Below are 15,078 nucleotides of genomic sequence, written 5' to 3'. Positions count from 1 at the left end.
GCCTGACTCAGTCGTGCTCGATCAGTACCCGGCCGGTCATCTCATCGGGAATCGGCTGATCCATCATCGCCAGCAGGGTCGGGGCGATGTCGCACAGGCTGCCGTCGTCCACGAGCCGCGCCGGGCGCTCGCCGACATAGATCAGCGGCACCGCGAAGGTGGTATGGGCGGTCTGCGGTTCACCGGTCTCGGGATTGACCATCTGCTCGGCATTGCCGTGGTCAGCGGTGACCAGGCAGGCGCCACCGGCACGCTGGATCGCCTCGACCACTCGGCCGACACAGACGTCTACCGCTTCGATGGCCTTGACCGCGGCATCGAAGTCACCGGTGTGGCCGACCATGTCGCCGTTGGCGTAGTTGCAGACGATCAGATCGAACGTGTCGGCATCGATCGCTTCCACCAGCCGGTCGGTGACTTCCTCGGCGCTCATCTCGGGTTTCTCGTCATAGGTCTTCACCTCCTGGGGGGAGGGCACCAGCACCCGAGTCTCGCCGCGATACTCCTCCTCGCGGCCCCCGGAGAAGAAGAAGGTGACGTGGGCATACTTCTCGGTTTCGGCGATGCGCAGCTGGGTGAGGTCGCGCTTCTCCATCACCTCGCCCAGGGTGTTGACGAGCTCTGCCGGTGGAAAAGCTGCCGGGGCCGGGATGTCGGCGGCGTACTGGGTCAGCATCACCAGGCCGTCGGCGGCGAGCCTTGGTCGCGCCTGGCGCGCGAAGCCGTTGAAGCCGTCCTCGGCGAAGGCGCGGGTCAGCTCCCTGGCGCGGTCTGCGCGGAAGTTCATGAAGATGGCGGCATCGCCATCGGCCATGGCCACCGCGGCGCCGGCGGGGCGGATGCTGGTGGCGGTGACGAACTCATCGGTCTCCCCACGCGAGTAGGCTAGTTCGAGGCCCTGCTCGGCGGTATCCGCCGTGAACTTGCCCTCGCCCTCGGTCATCAGGCGGTAGGCCTGCTCGACGCGATCCCAGCGGTTGTCGCGGTCCATGGCGAAGTAGCGCCCGATGATCGAGGCCACGAAGCCGTTCTCGGCGCCGACCAGCTCGGCGAGGCGCGCATTGGCGCGCGTAAGCGACGCCATGGCGCTCTTCGGTGCCGTGTCGCGGCCGTCGAGGAAGGCGTGGACATGGATGCGCTTTGCCCCGCGGCGGGCGGCCAGCTCGGCCATGGCCAGGATGTGATCCTCGTGGCTGTGCACGCCACCCGGCGAGAGCAGGCCCAGCAGGTGCACGGCCTTGCCGGCGGCTACGGCGGTATCGATCGGCTGGGTCAACGCGTCGATGGTATCCAGATCACCGTCTTCGACGGCCTTGGTGATGCGGGTGAAGTCCTGATAGACGACGCGGCCCGCCCCCAGGTTCATGTGACCGACCTCGGAGTTGCCCATCTGACCGTCCGGCAGGCCCACATGGCGGCCGTCGGTATGGATCAGGGTATGCGGCCGTTCCTGCCACAGGCGGTCCATTACCGGGGTTCGGGCGGCGAGCACGGCGTTGTCACTGGCATCTTCGTTATGGCCGTAGCCGTCGAGGATGATCAGTGCTACCGGGCGCGGGGCAGGGGTGCGGGGTTCGGTCATGGAAAGGGCCTCTATTGTCGTTGTCTGACCCGGCAGACGTGCAGGCGGTCACCGGGGTCGCGACTTGCATCAGCTTGCGGCATCATATCGCAGCGCACCGCCGGACGTCATTTGAGCGGCCCGCGGGCCGCGGCTTGCCGTGGCTTCATGTATACTGGATGCCGCCGCGACTCGCCGGCTCCTTCACCGTGCACCCGAGACAAGAGTTAGCCGAACCCATGATCGATCAGCTGTTCGAATTCGTGCAGAATCACCCGCTTCTGGTGGGGGCCTTCCTGCTGGTGTTGACCGCCTGGATCGCCTACGAGGTCCGCAACAGCAGCAGCGGAGGCGTGACCTCCGGCGAGGCGACCCAGCTGATCAATCGCGAAGACGCCGTGGTGCTGGATCTCCGTGAATCCGGTGATTTCAAGGCGGGTCACATCGCCGGGGCGCGCAATATTCCTCAGAGCAAGCTCGACGAGCGCATGCGCGAACTCGACAAGTTCAAGGACAAGCCTATCATCGTGGCCTGCAAGCATGGCCAGAGTGCTGGTGCTGCCCAGGCCAAGCTGACCAAGGCGGGTTTCGAGCGAGCGCTCAAGCTCAAGGGCGGCATGGCCCAGTGGCAGGCCGATGGCCTGCCGGTCGTCAAGAAGTAAATCTCGTTCATCGAATCAAAGGATCTTTCCCATGGCGGAAGAGAACAACCAGAACGCCGGCGCCAATGGCCAGGCGGCCGGCGAGCAGGATAAGCCCCAGCTGCAGTTCGCCCTGCAGCGTATCTATGTCAAGGACCTCTCCTTCGAGGCCCCCAATTCGCCGTCGGTCTTCCAGCAGCCGTTCAAGCCCAAGGTCGGCCTGGACCTGAACACCACCAGTCGCCAGGTCGGGGAAGGCCTCTACGAGGTGGTCGTCAAGGTCACCGCGCAGGTGACCCACAGCGAGGAAGGCACCACTTCCTTCCTGGCAGAGATCGAACAGGCCGGCCTGTTCCGTATCAGCGGCATCGAGGGCCAGCAGCTCGACCATACCCTGGGTGCCTTCTGCCCCAACATGCTCTTTCCCTATGCCCGCGAGTGCATCGACAACCTGGTCAATCGCGGCGGCTTCCCCCCGCTGATGCTGGCGCCGGTCAACTTCGAGGCGATCTACGCCCAGAAGAAGAAGCGCGAGGCCGAGCAGGCCCAGCAGTCGAGCGAGCAGGCGACCCAGTAAGCGTGAGGGCGCCGCGCATCCACGTCGCCGCCGACCTTAGCGTCGGCGGCGACGTTGTTCTGCCCGAGGGGCCGGCCCGCCACGTGGCGCGGGTGCTGCGCCTGGCTGAAGGAGCGTCCCTGCGGCTCTTCGATGGCGCCGGCCTGGAGGCCCAGGCGGTGATCGTCGACGCCTCCCGCAAGCGGGTGGTCGCGCGCATCGAGGCCGTGGCCCCCGGCAGTGGCGAGTCACCACTCGCCGTGCACCTGGGGCAGGCGATCTCCAAGGGCGATCGCATGGACTATGCCATCCAGAAGGCGGTCGAACTGGGTGTGGCAGCGATCACCCCACTCTATACCGAGCACGGCGATGTTCGCCTCAGGGGCGAGCGCGAGGCGAAGAAGCTCGCGCACTGGCAGGCCGTGGCTGCCAGCGCCTGCGAGCAGTGTGGTCGAGCGACCTTGCCGCCCGTACACCCTCCCATAGGTCTGACCGACTGGCTGGCCAGCCGCAGCGAGGCGCTGCGGCTGGTGCTGCATCCCGGTACTGCCGGGGCCCTGACAGGCAGTGAGAATCCGGCTAGCGCCGCCCTGCTGATCGGCCCCGAGGGCGGATTCTCCGAGGCCGAAGTCGAAACGGCCCTGACCGGCGACTTTGTTCCCCTGTCCCTCGGACCGCGTATCCTGCGCACCGAGACCGCGCCGGTGGTGGCGCTGTCGCTGCTGCAATCCCGCTTCGGCGACCTGTGAGCCTCGCTGCCTTCCCGACGCCTTGCGCCCGTTCTCTCATCGGAGGTCCTGATGTCTGATTCCCGAGATCGTCGCCCAGCCAACGCGACTCGCCCGGCCGGCACACGCAACTATCGTGCTCCCAAGGCGTCGGTCGGCGACGTGGCCTACCTCGAGGTGGTCACTGTCAACGACATCGGGGCCTTCCTCGACTGGGGCCACCCCCGCGACTTGCTGCTGCCCTATGGAGAGCAGCGCTTTCGTCCCAGCGTGGGCAAGCGGGTGCTGGTGATGATCTACGAAGATCAGCAGGGCCGGCCGGTGGCCTCCCAGAAGCTCGAGCGTTTCATCGCCGACGAGGCCGTGGGTCTGCAGGCGGGCGACGAGGTGTCGCTGGTGGTCGCCGAGGCCACCGACCTGGGCGTCAAGGCCGTGGTAAACCACCGTTTCTGGGGCCTGCTCTATCGCGATGAGTTGAACCGGCCGCTGCGCCGTGGTCAGCGTCTCTGTGGCTATGTACAGCGCCGGCGCGATGACGGCCGGCTCGACCTGTCGCTGCTGCCGCCGGGCGAAGCGCGGTTGGATGTAGTGGGCGAGCAGGTGCTCAAGGCGCTACGCGCGAGCGGCGGCTACCTGCCGCTGGGCGACAAGAGCGACCCGGCCGAGATCAAGGCGCGGCTGGGGGTAAGCAAGAACGCCTTCAAGCAGGCCATCGGCCGCCTCTACAAGCGCCAGCAGATCACCCTGGAGCCCGGCGGAATTCGCCTGGTGCCGAACGGGGAGTAGTCCGTCGTCGGGATAGCCTCGAGCGTTACTGCCATGGTTCGAGGGGGGCTAACTGCCTTGGTGGAGGCGATACCCCTGCGGCATACTGACTGCATTCACTCCTCAGACCGGAACCCCGACGCCATGAGCGAACGCGCGCTGAAGATCGGCGTGGTGATGGATCCCATCGCCGATCTCACCTACAAGAAGGACACTAGCCTGGCCATGCTGTGGGCCGTGCGAGCCCGCGGCTGGTCGCTGCACTACCTGGAGCAGGAAGACATCTTTCTGCGCGAGGGTCGCGCCTTCGGCCAGATGCGCGCGCTCGAGGTCCATCGGGATCCCGAGCACTGGTATGACCTGGGCGAGCCCGAGGTGGCGCCGCTCGCCGAGCTCGACGTGATCCTGATGCGCAAGGACCCGCCGGTCGATGGCTACTTCCTCAACGCCGTCTACCTGCTGGGCTTCGCCGAGCGCGAGGGCGTGCTGGTGGTCAACCCGACGCAGGCGCTGCTGGAGTGCAACGAGAAACTCTTCGCCCAGCAGTTCCCCCAGTGCTGTACCCCGACGCTGGTTTCCTGCAACGAGGCGGTGCTGCGCAACTTTCATACCGAGCACGGCGATGTGATCTTCAAGCCGCTGGATGGCATGGGCGGCACCGGGATCTTCCACGTGCGTCCCGAAGGTCGCAACCTGGGCGCCATCATCGAGATGCTGAGCGAGCGCGGCAGGCGCCAGATCATGGCGCAGCGCTACATTCCCGAGATCAGCGAAGGCGATACCCGCATCCTGCTGGTGGATGGCGAGCCCGTTCCCTTTGGCCTGGCCCGCGTGCCCATGGCCGGCGAGACGCGGGGTAATCTGGCGGCCGGTGGCACGGGCGTCAGTCGTGAGCTCACCGACCGCGACCATTGGCTGATCGAGCAGGTCCAGCCGATGATCCGCGAGAAGGGCCTGATGTTTGTCGGCCTCGACGTGATCGGCGATTACATCACCGAGATCAACGTCACGAGCCCGACCTGTGTGCGCGAGATCGATGATCAGCGCGGCACCGATATCGCCGGTCAGCTGATGGACGCCATCCAGCGCCGCCTCGGCGAACGGCGCTGATCTTGGAGGCCTGCCGTCCATGACCAGCAGCCCGCTCAGCGACCCCATCCAGTATGCCCCGGTCACCCGGCCGTACCGGCACTGGCTGGCCTGGTCGCTGGCGCTGCTGCTGCACCTGGCGGTCATCGGGGTGGTGGCGAGCCGCCAGTTCGCGCCGGCGCCCGTTGAGCACTCCAGCATCGATGTGGTGCTGGTGAGCCGGCCGTCGTCTCAGGCCGTGGACGCTGCGGCTATCGCTGAGGCCGACCAGCGCGCGGCCGGCACACCCGAGGAGCAGGCCCCGGCGGAAGCCCGCGCGGCGCCCATGGACGAGCTGCCTGAACGGCAGGCGGCAGAACCCGAGGTGGATCCGGCCACGCCGGCCGAGCTGGAGGCGGCGGCCCGCCCCGACCCCGAGCGTGCCAGCGAGGCGGACGAGCCTCCCGCGGCCGAGGTCTCCCGCGAGGCCGAGGCGACGCCCGAGCCCCGCGACAGTGCCCCCCAGTCGGCCGATACCTCGGCACCGCCCACCGCTTCCGCTCCTTCCGCCTCGGGACGCGACCTGCTCGCCCAGGCCACTTCCAGCATCCGCGAGCAGGGGCTATCGCCCGACTTCGCCGGCGAGCAGCCGGGGCAGGGGCGCCAGGCCGCCCAGCAGGCCGCCGAGGCGCGCTACATCGATGACTGGACCCGGCGGGTCGAGGATTACGGCAACCGAGTGCATCCGGCACCGCAGCATCTGTCGGGGCAGCTGCGGATCCGGGTGGTGATCGGAAGCGACGGTCAGGTTCGCCGGGCAGAGGTGATACAATCCTCGGGACATGCCGAACTCGACCAGGCGGCACTGGACACGGTGCACGGTGCTGGCCCATATCGTCCCTTCGACCGGGGCATGGGCAACCTGGATAGCCTGTCCATTACCCGGGTCTGGCGGTTCGGCCAAGGCAATCATTACGGCGTGCAATAGGTCCGCCGGGGAGTCTCATGCAATCCGTGCAACACTTCGGTTTGAAAAACCACTTCCTGATGGCGATGCCGCACATGGAAGATCCCAATTTCGCCGGCAGCCTCAGCTACCTCTGCGACCATGACGAGAACGGCACCATGGGCGTGATCGTCAACCGACCGCTGGAGCTGACCCTGGACGCCCTCTTCGAGCAGCTCGAACTGGGCGGTGACGAAAGCCCCCATCGCGATGCGCCGGTCTATTATGGCGGGCCGACCCACAAGGATCGCGGCTTCATCCTGCATCGCGGCGAAAGCGATGCCTGGGATTCCAGCATCCAGGTCGCCGACGACATCGCCCTGACCACCTCCATGGATATCCTCCAGGCGCTGGCAGACGGCAAGGGACCCGAGCAGTTCCTTATCTGCCTGGGGTGTGCCGGCTGGGAGTCGGGTCAGCTGGAGAGCGAGCTCAAGGAGAATGCCTGGCTCACGGTCGAGGGGCGCGCCGACATCCTCTTCACGGTGCCGCCCGAGCAGCGGCTGGGCGCTGCTGCAGGCATCCTGGGCATCGATCTGAACCTCATGACGCGCGAGGCCGGCCACTCCTGATGAGCGGACGGCACAGCAGGGTGGAGCCGAGCCGATGGTCGATTCCGGCAAGCGTCTGATTCTGGCCTTCGATTTCGGCACCCGACGCATCGGCGTGGCGGTGGGCAACGAACTGCTCGCCAGCGCCCGGGAGCTCGAACCGTTACCGGCCCGCGATGGTATCCCCGACTGGGCGCAGGTGGCGCGGCTGGTGGACGAGTGGCGTCCCGATCTTTTCGTGGTAGGGCTGCCGCTCAATATGGACGGCAGCGAGTCGGTCATGAGCACGCGGGCGCGCAAGTTCGGCAAGCGCCTCTACGGCCGCTATGGCATCCCCTGCGAGATGGTCGACGAGCGCGGCTCCACCCGCGAGGCCAAGTCGATCGCCCGAGAAGCCGGCCACCGCGGCAATTATCGCGACCAGGGGGTCGACGGCATCGCCGCGGTGCTGATCCTGGAAGGTTTTTTTGCCCGGCGCGAGGGCCTGCCTGCGCGCTGAGCTTGAGCCTTCAGGCCGGGTTGACGTCGTTGTCGCGGTACTTGCTGACGAAGTCGCTCACCGAGAGGCAGGTGAACTTCTCGATGAAGAACGCCAGGGTTGCCGGGCAGCGGAAACGCTCCTCGAAGGCCTCGATACTTCCGTCCCGCTCTCGCTCTACGCTGGCCAGGTAGGCGTCTCCCATCTTGCTGACCTTGACGGTTGCCTGGCTGTCAGCGGCCTGTTTCTCGACCCACAGCTCGCGCTGGCGCTCGAGCAGCTCTCCCAGCATCTTGCCTCCCTCGCGCTCCTCGGGTGTTGCCCACAGGGACTGGTCACGGTCGCCGTAGCGATACAGGAAAATCATCGGCAGCACCGAGAAGATGGCCGTGGTGAGGGTCCAGGTCATCGCCGTGGCGGAGAGGTGCGCCGTGAACACCGCGATCAGCTGGATGACGATGCCCACTGCCAGCAGCCCCGCCAACGGGCGCCACATGCGGGGGTTCATGAACCCCCTGCCCAGGAAATAGCCCCACAGCCCGATCACCACCAGCGCCCCTATGCCCAACTGGATCGCAGCGAGCAGCGAGCCTCCACCCGCCAGCAGGGCAATGGCGCCGATCAGGATCAGCAGGGTGTAGAAGCCACACAGCAACAGATACGCACGCTTCAGGTTCATCGGTGTCATGTCTCCAAGCCAGGGTCGCCACGCTCGGCGACGCGTGTTGTTGTTCTCACCAGCATAGGCGAGCGGACGCGACCTGCCTTCCGCTCAGAGGGTGGTGTCGTCAACGCCCAGGCGCTCGGGGACGAACCAGGGCACGTCGCGCAGGTCCTTGTCGATGAGCGCCTCGACCCCGAGCAGAGTGGCAAAGATCGCCATGCGCACCGGGATGCCGTTGTCGGTCTGGCGGAAGATCGCCAGGCGCGGGTCACCGTTGAGGTCCACGTCCAGGTCGTTGGCCTCGGGGCGACTATCGCGGGGTAACGGGTGCATGACGATGGTGGAGGCGTTACAGCGGCTGTCCAGGAAGGCGCGATCCACGGTGAAGTCTCGGGAGAGGTTGAAGCCCTCGCTCATCTCGGCGGTGAAGCGCTCTTTCTGGATGCGAGTGGTGTAGACCACGTCCACATCGGAGAAGTCGCCGGCCAGGCTCTCGCGGATCTCCACGCTGAGCCCCTGGCGGCTGACCCGCTCGATCAGGTGGCTCGGCATCTCGAGGCCGGGCGGCGCCACCAGGGTGACGCGCATCGGGGCGTAGCGTGACAGCAGCTTGATCAAGGAGTGCACGGTGCGGCCGTACTTCAGGTCGCCGGTCATCAGCACATGGGCGTCCCTGAGCGCCTTGCCCTGCAGGGCGAACTCCTTGTCGATAGTGTAGAAGTCCAGCAGCGCCTGGCTGGGGTGCTCGCCGGGGCCGTCACCGGCATTGATCACCGGCACATTCGTCGCCGCGGCGAACTCTGCCACCGAGCCTTGGTCCGGGTGGCGCATGACGATGGCGTCGCAGTAGCCGCTCATCACCCGGCTGGTGTCGTAGAGCGACTCACCCTTGGCCATGGACGAGAAGGTGAAGCCGGTGGTGTCGCAGACGCTGCCGCCGAGTCGGCAGAAGGCGGCGTGGAAGCTGACACGGGTCCGGGTGCTGGCCTCGAAGAAGAGGTTGCCGAGCACGGCCCCTTCCAGCACACGGGTGATCTTGCGGCGGCTGGCGATCGGCTCCATTCGCGCAGCAACGCGCATCAGATGGTCGATGTCGTCGCGGGACAGGGAGTCGATGGAGAGCAGGTGGGAACTCATCACAGGCCTCGGCTGGTGGCTGGTGGCTGGGGGACGGGCGCTAGTGTAACCCTCCGGCGTAAGGGCTTCACGGGCGGGACGCCGCCTGTCATTGGCCGATCAGCTCGGCGAGCTGGTCGGCATGGGACATCACCTCGCGGATGGCCGTGTCGGTGTCCAGGTCATCCATGGCGACCACGCCGACGCAGGCTTCCACCCCGGACCGGCCCTGCGGCGAGGCGATGGCACTCGCCACGCCGACGGCACCGCGCTGCAGCTGACCGCGGGTCAGGCTGAAGCCCTCGGCTCGGGCCCGGCAAACGGCCTCGTCATCCTCAGGCTGTGGGGGGCGAGCGGCCAGGATGGCGATGCCGGCCGCGCCACGTGTCAGCGGATGGCGGCTGCCCACCCGATAGCCGACCCGTAGCAGCCCCTCCTCGGGTTGGGCCTCCATGATGACCACGCACTCCGTTCCTTGAGCCACCGAGATGAAGGCCGTGGCCCGGGTGGACCCGGCCAGCGTCCGCAGCAGCGGCTGCGCCACGGCACGCAGTTGCGGTTCGAAGCGAGAGGCCAGCAGCGAGATGCCCGCGCCCAGCCGCACCGGGCCTTCAAGGGTCCGCGTGATCAGGCCATGCCCCTCAAGGGTCGTGACGATGCGATAGGCGATGGCGCGATGCACGTCCAGCTGCTCGGCAAGGTCGGCCACGCTGATGCCCTCGGCATGCTCGGCGATGATCTCCAGGGCATGCAGGCCGCGATCCAGGGTTTGCAGGGTGGTGGCCATCGAACGATCTCCCTCGAGTCGGGTGGTAGTGACGGGGTAGGGCGGCACCCTTGTTCAGGATTGACGCCCTCGTCGAAACGGCCTATGTTCAGCCAATTGTTCGTTAAACGATACTATGTGTGCGATAAAAGTAACAACAAGCATATTCCCCTCATGACCGCCAACATCTCGGACATTAGCCCGCGGGAGGCCCCATGAATCCCACCACTCACCGGTCCGCTTCCGGCGCGGATGGCTGCCCCTTCTCTGCCTCCAGCGAATGGCCGGAAACCCCCACCGGCTGCCCCGTATCTCCCCGGGCCGCGGCCTTTGATCCCTTCGACCGACCCTACCAGCTCGATCCCGCCGAGGCGTTGCGCTGGTCGCGTGAGCAGGAACCGGTGTTCTACAGCCCAAAGCTGGGTTACTGGGTGGTCAGTCGCTACGCCGACATCAAGGCGATCTTCCGCGACAACCTGACCTTCTCGCCGTCGATCGCGCTGGAGAAGATCACCCCGGCGAGCGACGAGGCCCAGGCGGTTCTCGAACGCTACGAGTACGGCATGAATCGCACCCTGGTAAACGAGGACGAGCCGGCCCACATGGCGAGGCGGCGGGAGTTGCTCGAAGCGTTCTCTCCCGAGGCGCTGGAGGCTCATGCGCCGATGGTGCGCCGGCTGGTGCGGGAAAAGCTCGATGCGATCATCCACCTTGGCCGTGCCGACCTGGTGGCCGAGATGTTCTGGGAGGTGCCGCTGACCGTGGCGCTGCACTTCCTCGGCGTGCCCGAGGAAGACATGGAGCAGCTGCGCCGTTTCTCGGTAGCCCACACCCTCAATACCTGGGGACGCCCCTCGCCCGAGCAGCAGGTCGAGGTGGCCGAGGGCGTCGGCAAGTTCTGGCAGTACTCCGGCCAGGTGCTCAAGAAGATGCAGGACCAGCCCCGCGGCCACGGCTGGATGTACGACATGATCGAGAAGAATCGGCAGAAGCCGGATGTCGTGACCGACAACTATCTGCACTCGATGATGATGGCGATCATCGTCGCCGCTCACGAGACCACGGCACTGGCCACTGCCAACGCGTTCCGCCAGCTGCTCTCGCGCCCCGCGGTGTGGGCCGAGCTGTGCGACAACCCCGAGCTGATCCCCGCAGCGGCTGAGGAGTGCCTGCGCCACTCCGGCTCGGTGGTGGCGTGGCGACGCATCGCCATGCGTGACGCCTCGGTGGGTGGCGTCACCATTCCCGAGGGCGGCCGGATCCTGATGGTGACGGCATCGGGCAACCATGACCCAGGCCACTTCGAGAATCCCGACGAGCTCGATATCTATCGCGACAATGCCGTCGATCACCTCACCTTCGGCTACGGTAGCCACCAGTGCATGGGCAAGAATCTCGGTCGGATGGAGATGCGCATCTTCCTCGAGGAATTCACTCGGCGCCTGCCGCAGCTGGAACTCGAGGAGCAGGAATTCACCTTCCTGCCCAATACCTCCTTCCGCGGCCCCGAGGCGCTGTGGGTGCGCTGGGACCCGGCGTGCAACCCCGAGCATCGCGAACCGGCAGTGCGCCGCGCCCAGCGTGACTTCCCGGTGGGAGCGCCGGAGGCCCGCACCATCGTGCGCCGCGTCAGGGTTGCCAGCGCCAAGCCCGAGGCCCGGGGCGTGCTCGGCGTGTCCCTGGTTGACCCCGTCGGGCGTCAGCTGCCGGCCTGGTCACCGGGTTCGCACCTCGACGTGATGCTGCCCGATGGCGAGTCACGCAAATACTCGCTGTGTGGTCCAGCGGAGGCCGGCGACTGGCGTATTGCAGTACTGCTCGAAGAGGCGGGCCGCGGCGGCTCGCGCTGGATGCATGACGCGGTCCGCGAAGGCATCGAGCTACGTGTGCGCGGGCCCAAGAACCACTTCCGCCTGGATGAATCGGCAGGTCGCTATGTGCTGATCGCCGGTGGGATCGGCGTCACGCCGATCATGGCCATGGCGGATCGCCTCAAGCAGTTGGGCAAGCCCTACGAGGTGCACTATGCCGGCCGTTCACGCGAGAGCATGGCATTTATCGAGCGGCTCGAGCGTGATCATGGCGAGGTGTTGCGGCTCTATCCCAAGGACGCGGGAAAACGCCTCGATCTCGCTGCCCTGCTCGCCGAGCCGGTGGAGGATGCGCTGATCTACGCCTGTGGCCCGGAGCGTCTGTTGACGGCCCTCGACTTCGACACGGCCCACTGGCCGGAGGGCAGTCTGCACGTGGAGCATTTCACGGCCGAGGGCGCCCTGCTGGACCCGGAGCACGAGCATGCCTTCGAGGTCGAGCTTGCCGACTCCGAGCTCGTCGTCGAGGTGGCAGCGGACCGCACTCTGCTACAGACGCTGCGGGCTGCCGGCGTCGATGTGCCCAGCGATTGCGAGGAGGGCCTGTGCGGTTCCTGCCAGGTAGAGGTCGTCGAGGGCGAGATCGACCACCGCGACAAGGTTCTCACCGCCGCTGAACAAGCCAGCCAGGACCGATTGATGAGCTGCTGTTCGCGGGCGCGCGGCAAGAAACTGAAACTCGCGCTTTGACCAACGACAAAAAACCACCACAACCCACGCACGCCAACCGTGACTCACGAGGAACGACAATGAAAATGCACAAGCTCGCGACACTGACGACACTCACCGCCCTCTCCCTTGGTGCCTTCCATAGTGCGGCCGCCACCGAACTGCAGGTCAGCACCTGGGCGGGCCCCAACCACGGCGTCAACACCATCGTCTGGCCGACCTGGGGGCAGTGGGTGGAAGAAGCCACCGACGGGCGGGTCACCGTCAACGTGGTCCATGACCTCGGGCCGCCCGATGCCCAGATGGAGCTGATTGCGGACGGCGTGGCCGACGTTACCTGGCTGTTCCATGGGCTGATGCCGGGGCGGTTCGAGCTGACCAAGCTGCCCGAGTTGCCCACTTTCGAGGACTTCTCCTCGGAAGCCGCCTCGGTCGCCTATTGGCGCACCCACAACGAATATTTCGCGGATGTCGGCGAGCATCGTGGGGTCGACGTGATCGGCCTGGGCGTGCATGGCCCGGGCTCGCTGTTCCTCGATGAAGCCATCGACGGCCTCGATGATCTCGACGGCAAGCGGGTGCGCATCGGTGGCGGGACGATGGCCGATATCGCCAGCGCGCTGGACCTGACCGGGGTCGCCTTGCCGCCAGGGAGCACCTACGAGGCCGCGACGCAGGGCGTGATCGATGGCGCCATGCTCACCCTGGAAGGACTCAAGAGCTTCCGGCTTGCCGAGGTGCTGCCCTATACGGTGCAGATGCCCGGCGGCTTCTATCGCGGTAGCTTCTCGCTGGTCATCAATCCGAACACCTGGGCATCGCTCTCCGAGGAGGATCGAGCGGCGATCGAGGAGGTCTCGGGCGAGCGGCTCTCGCGGCTGTTCGGCTACATGATGGATGTCGTGGACGTGCGTGGCGTCGAGTTTGCCAAGCAACAGGGTAATACCTTCATCGAGTTGCCCGCCGAGGAAGTGGAGCGCTTCCAGCAGATGGCGTCAGAATTGCCGGCGGCCTGGTTCGAGGTGGCCAGCGACAAGGGCGTAGATGGTGAAGCCGCACGTGACTACTTCCTCGAGCAGCTCGATAAAGCCGGTGCGGAGGACGGTATTTCCGCCGCTGAAGTGATCGACCCCGAGGCCTGATTCCAGCCGGTGATCGGCGTGTTGGCGAGCTCGGCCACGGCTGTGCTCGCCGCCGCAGGGCCGAAACTTCTCGTCTAGTTTCAATTGAAACTATTTTGACCCGCGTCAAGGCGCCTTGGCGCCCCCGGATCGATACTGGTGGCGACATCGAGATTACTTCACGGGGGAGCCATCATGGCCACTGCACAGACCAAGCCTGCACTCGGCTGGTGGGAGCGCCTGACCGAACGCTGCTATGCCACCTCCACGGCTCAGCTGGTGCGTGACGTCCAGCATGAAGCGGGCCCTACCTATGACGCACTGCTGAATGACCTGGCAAGCCCCCTGGAACCGGGCTTCGAGCGCGAGATGGCACGCCAGCTGGCATCGGGTCAGCCATCCTCCTTTGCTCCGGCCATCACGCTGATGCCGGTGATGATGCAGCGCTTCGGCTTGCAGGCGGCGGAGGTGGCAGTCGATGCGGGCTACACCGGGATGCGTGAGACCTGCAATGCCTGTCCGGCTGTCGGGCAATGCTGGAAGGCCATGCGTGCCGGTGCCGACGTCGAAGCGTGTCGCGGCTTCTGCCCCAATGCCAAGGCCTTCGATCGTCTCGCGACAGGCTGAGGCGCGTCGATGAAAGAGGTCTTCAAGCCCTGGCCATGACATGTGCTGGGGCTTTTACATTTCGGCGCTAGCCCCTTCGGCACAGCGCCACCAGCCGTGCCTTGGAGCGCACGCCCAGCTTGGCGTAGGCGCGCTTGCGGTAGGTCTCGGCGGTGGACAGCGCGATATCAAGCTCGGCGGCCGCCGTCTTGAGGGTGTGGCCGCGCAACAGAGCGAGGCATAGCTGGCGCTCCCGCGCGGAGAGCCGCTTGAGGACCTCGGCTTCCTCGTGACTGGCGGGCAGGGCGGCCGGGCGTGCCTGGCGATAATGGCGCCGTATCAGGCTGGCCAGCAGCGGCATCAGGGCCTCCAGGCGCGCCATGTCCCCGGGGCTGAAGGGGCCGCGCCCGAGGTCACGGTAGAGGTTCAGGTAGTAGACCGTGCCGTTGGCGGGAATCACCACCGAGACCTTGTCGGCCAGGTCCGGGAAGGCGAACAGGTGGCTGCGGTAGGCCGGCGACATGACGTCGGTCTGCATGGGCATCAGCTCGGCGTCTGCCTGCTCCGTGCTTGTCTCGAGCAGCTGGCGTAGCCGCGGATAGTTGGGATCTTCGCGGAACAGCCCGTCGGCATAGAGCGTGGCCAGGCGCCCGGCGACCTTGGGATAGCGGGAGTTATCCACCAGCAGGGTGCCCATCCGCTGCCTACTGGTGTAGGCGAACAGAATGCACTGCTCGATGCCTACGCCTCGGCGCAGCAGCGCGATCAGCTGACCATCGAAGTGCTCCGTGCCCAGTTGCGTCACACACTCCGCCATGACCGCCAGCAGCGCCGGGCAGCCTGGAGAGACGCCTGTGGAAGAGCCTGTTTCCAAAACCGCTACCTTTGTCGTAGAGAGTGGCGTTGTTGTC

At 66.3% G+C, this 15,078-nt stretch carries 16 protein-coding genes; 11 read left to right on the top strand and 5 right to left on the bottom strand.

What is annotated here, in order from left to right; genetic code table 11:
- Window positions 1-7 precede the first annotated feature (7 nt).
- Window positions 8-1,582 (bottom strand): 2,3-bisphosphoglycerate-independent phosphoglycerate mutase, encoded by a 1,575-nt coding sequence (gene gpmI, locus FHR95_RS10360; RefSeq protein WP_183314321.1) that lies wholly within the window; start codon window positions 1,580-1,582, stop codon window positions 8-10.
- 218 nt (window positions 1,583-1,800) lie between these two features.
- Between gpmI and FHR95_RS10355 the strand changes: the two genes are divergently transcribed.
- The 8 genes from FHR95_RS10355 to ruvX all read left to right on the top strand — a co-directional run bounded on the left by FHR95_RS10355 (window position 1,801) and on the right by ruvX (window position 7,375).
- Complete coding sequence (locus tag FHR95_RS10355) at window positions 1,801-2,223, top strand: rhodanese-like domain-containing protein (RefSeq protein ID WP_040183649.1); 423 nt, start codon at window positions 1,801-1,803, stop codon at window positions 2,221-2,223.
- A 31-nt stretch (window positions 2,224-2,254) separates the two neighbouring features.
- Window positions 2,255-2,779, top strand: coding sequence for a protein-export chaperone SecB (gene secB, locus FHR95_RS10350; RefSeq protein WP_183314320.1), 525 nt, complete (start codon window positions 2,255-2,257; stop codon window positions 2,777-2,779).
- Between the two features lie 2 nt (window positions 2,780-2,781).
- On the top strand, window positions 2,782-3,507 hold the full coding sequence (locus tag FHR95_RS10345; RefSeq protein ID WP_040183651.1) for a 16S rRNA (uracil(1498)-N(3))-methyltransferase: 726 nt from the start codon (window positions 2,782-2,784) through the stop codon (window positions 3,505-3,507).
- A 51-nt stretch (window positions 3,508-3,558) separates the two neighbouring features.
- Window positions 3,559-4,272, top strand: a complete 714-nt coding sequence (locus tag FHR95_RS10340) for a CvfB family protein (protein WP_183314319.1) — start codon at window positions 3,559-3,561, stop codon at window positions 4,270-4,272.
- Window positions 4,273-4,395: 123 nt separating this feature from the next.
- Entirely contained in the window at window positions 4,396-5,361 is a 966-nt protein-coding gene (gshB, locus tag FHR95_RS10335) for a glutathione synthase (RefSeq protein WP_183314318.1), read from the top strand.
- Between the two features lie 19 nt (window positions 5,362-5,380).
- Complete coding sequence (locus FHR95_RS10330) at window positions 5,381-6,307, top strand: TonB family protein (RefSeq protein ID WP_183314317.1); 927 nt, start codon at window positions 5,381-5,383, stop codon at window positions 6,305-6,307.
- Between the two features lie 17 nt (window positions 6,308-6,324).
- Complete coding sequence (locus FHR95_RS10325; protein WP_040183714.1) at window positions 6,325-6,897, top strand: YqgE/AlgH family protein; 573 nt, start codon at window positions 6,325-6,327, stop codon at window positions 6,895-6,897.
- 34 nt (window positions 6,898-6,931) lie between these two features.
- On the top strand, window positions 6,932-7,375 hold the full coding sequence (gene ruvX, locus FHR95_RS10320; RefSeq protein WP_183314316.1) for a Holliday junction resolvase RuvX: 444 nt from the start codon (window positions 6,932-6,934) through the stop codon (window positions 7,373-7,375).
- A 10-nt stretch (window positions 7,376-7,385) separates the two neighbouring features.
- Here the strand turns inward: ruvX and FHR95_RS10315 are convergent, their stop codons facing one another.
- The 3 genes from FHR95_RS10315 to FHR95_RS10305 all read right to left on the bottom strand — a co-directional run bounded on the left by FHR95_RS10315 (window position 7,386) and on the right by FHR95_RS10305 (window position 9,921).
- Window positions 7,386-8,033: a hypothetical protein gene (locus tag FHR95_RS10315; RefSeq protein ID WP_040183717.1), complete on the bottom strand. Its 648-nt coding sequence runs from the start codon at window positions 8,031-8,033 to the stop codon at window positions 7,386-7,388.
- A gap of 93 nt (window positions 8,034-8,126) precedes the next feature.
- Window positions 8,127-9,155, bottom strand: coding sequence for an aspartate carbamoyltransferase (gene pyrB / locus FHR95_RS10310; protein ID WP_040183718.1), 1,029 nt, complete (start codon window positions 9,153-9,155; stop codon window positions 8,127-8,129).
- 88 nt (window positions 9,156-9,243) lie between these two features.
- Window positions 9,244-9,921, bottom strand: a complete 678-nt coding sequence (locus FHR95_RS10305) for an IclR family transcriptional regulator (protein WP_183314315.1) — start codon at window positions 9,919-9,921, stop codon at window positions 9,244-9,246.
- A 194-nt stretch (window positions 9,922-10,115) separates the two neighbouring features.
- On the opposite strand from FHR95_RS10305, the gene FHR95_RS10300 reads away from it, so the two are divergent.
- The 3 genes from FHR95_RS10300 (at window position 10,116) to FHR95_RS10290 (ending at window position 14,188) form a co-directional block, all read left to right on the top strand.
- Window positions 10,116-12,461 carry a cytochrome P450/oxidoreductase gene (locus FHR95_RS10300; RefSeq protein ID WP_183314314.1) on the top strand — a complete coding sequence of 782 codons (2,346 nt, stop codon included), beginning with the start codon at window positions 10,116-10,118 and terminating at the stop codon, window positions 12,459-12,461.
- Window positions 12,462-12,526: 65 nt separating this feature from the next.
- Entirely contained in the window at window positions 12,527-13,582 is a 1,056-nt protein-coding gene (locus FHR95_RS10295; protein ID WP_183314385.1) for a TRAP transporter substrate-binding protein, read from the top strand.
- Between the two features lie 174 nt (window positions 13,583-13,756).
- On the top strand, window positions 13,757-14,188 hold the full coding sequence (locus tag FHR95_RS10290) for a hypothetical protein (protein WP_183314313.1): 432 nt from the start codon (window positions 13,757-13,759) through the stop codon (window positions 14,186-14,188).
- Between the two features lie 67 nt (window positions 14,189-14,255).
- On the opposite strand, the gene FHR95_RS10285 is transcribed toward FHR95_RS10290, so the two are convergent.
- Window positions 14,256-15,041 carry a response regulator transcription factor gene (locus tag FHR95_RS10285; protein ID WP_246378504.1) on the bottom strand — a complete coding sequence of 262 codons (786 nt, stop codon included), beginning with the start codon at window positions 15,039-15,041 and terminating at the stop codon, window positions 14,256-14,258.
- Window positions 15,042-15,078: the final 37 nt, after the last annotated feature.

Origin of the sequence: Halomonas fontilapidosi, from assembly GCF_014192285.1 — a bacterium.
In the GTDB taxonomy this organism is placed as follows: Bacteria; Pseudomonadota; Gammaproteobacteria; order Pseudomonadales; family Halomonadaceae; genus Halomonas; species Halomonas fontilapidosi.
This window is presented reverse-complemented; position numbering and strand designations above follow the sequence as displayed.

Bases quoted from the DNA above. Each gene is read 5' to 3' on its own strand.
- gpmI (WP_183314321.1), bottom strand. From the start codon at position 1,582: ATGACCGAACCCCGCACCCCTGCCCCGCGCCCGGTAGCACTGATCATC.
- FHR95_RS10355 (WP_040183649.1), top strand. From the start codon at position 1,801: ATGATCGATCAGCTGTTCGAATTCGTGCAGAATCACCCGCTTCTGGTG.
- secB (WP_183314320.1), top strand. From the start codon at position 2,255: ATGGCGGAAGAGAACAACCAGAACGCCGGCGCCAATGGCCAGGCGGCC.
- FHR95_RS10340 (WP_183314319.1), top strand. From the start codon at position 3,559: ATGTCTGATTCCCGAGATCGTCGCCCAGCCAACGCGACTCGCCCGGCC.
- gshB (WP_183314318.1), top strand. From the start codon at position 4,396: ATGAGCGAACGCGCGCTGAAGATCGGCGTGGTGATGGATCCCATCGCC.
- FHR95_RS10330 (WP_183314317.1), top strand. From the start codon at position 5,381: ATGACCAGCAGCCCGCTCAGCGACCCCATCCAGTATGCCCCGGTCACC.
- FHR95_RS10325 (WP_040183714.1), top strand. From the start codon at position 6,325: ATGCAATCCGTGCAACACTTCGGTTTGAAAAACCACTTCCTGATGGCG.
- ruvX (WP_183314316.1), top strand. From the start codon at position 6,932: ATGGTCGATTCCGGCAAGCGTCTGATTCTGGCCTTCGATTTCGGCACC.
- FHR95_RS10315 (WP_040183717.1), bottom strand. From the start codon at position 8,033: ATGAACCTGAAGCGTGCGTATCTGTTGCTGTGTGGCTTCTACACCCTG.
- pyrB (WP_040183718.1), bottom strand. From the start codon at position 9,155: ATGAGTTCCCACCTGCTCTCCATCGACTCCCTGTCCCGCGACGACATC.
- FHR95_RS10305 (WP_183314315.1), bottom strand. From the start codon at position 9,921: ATGGCCACCACCCTGCAAACCCTGGATCGCGGCCTGCATGCCCTGGAG.
- FHR95_RS10300 (WP_183314314.1), top strand. From the start codon at position 10,116: ATGAATCCCACCACTCACCGGTCCGCTTCCGGCGCGGATGGCTGCCCC.
- FHR95_RS10295 (WP_183314385.1), top strand. From the start codon at position 12,527: ATGCACAAGCTCGCGACACTGACGACACTCACCGCCCTCTCCCTTGGT.
- FHR95_RS10290 (WP_183314313.1), top strand. From the start codon at position 13,757: ATGGCCACTGCACAGACCAAGCCTGCACTCGGCTGGTGGGAGCGCCTG.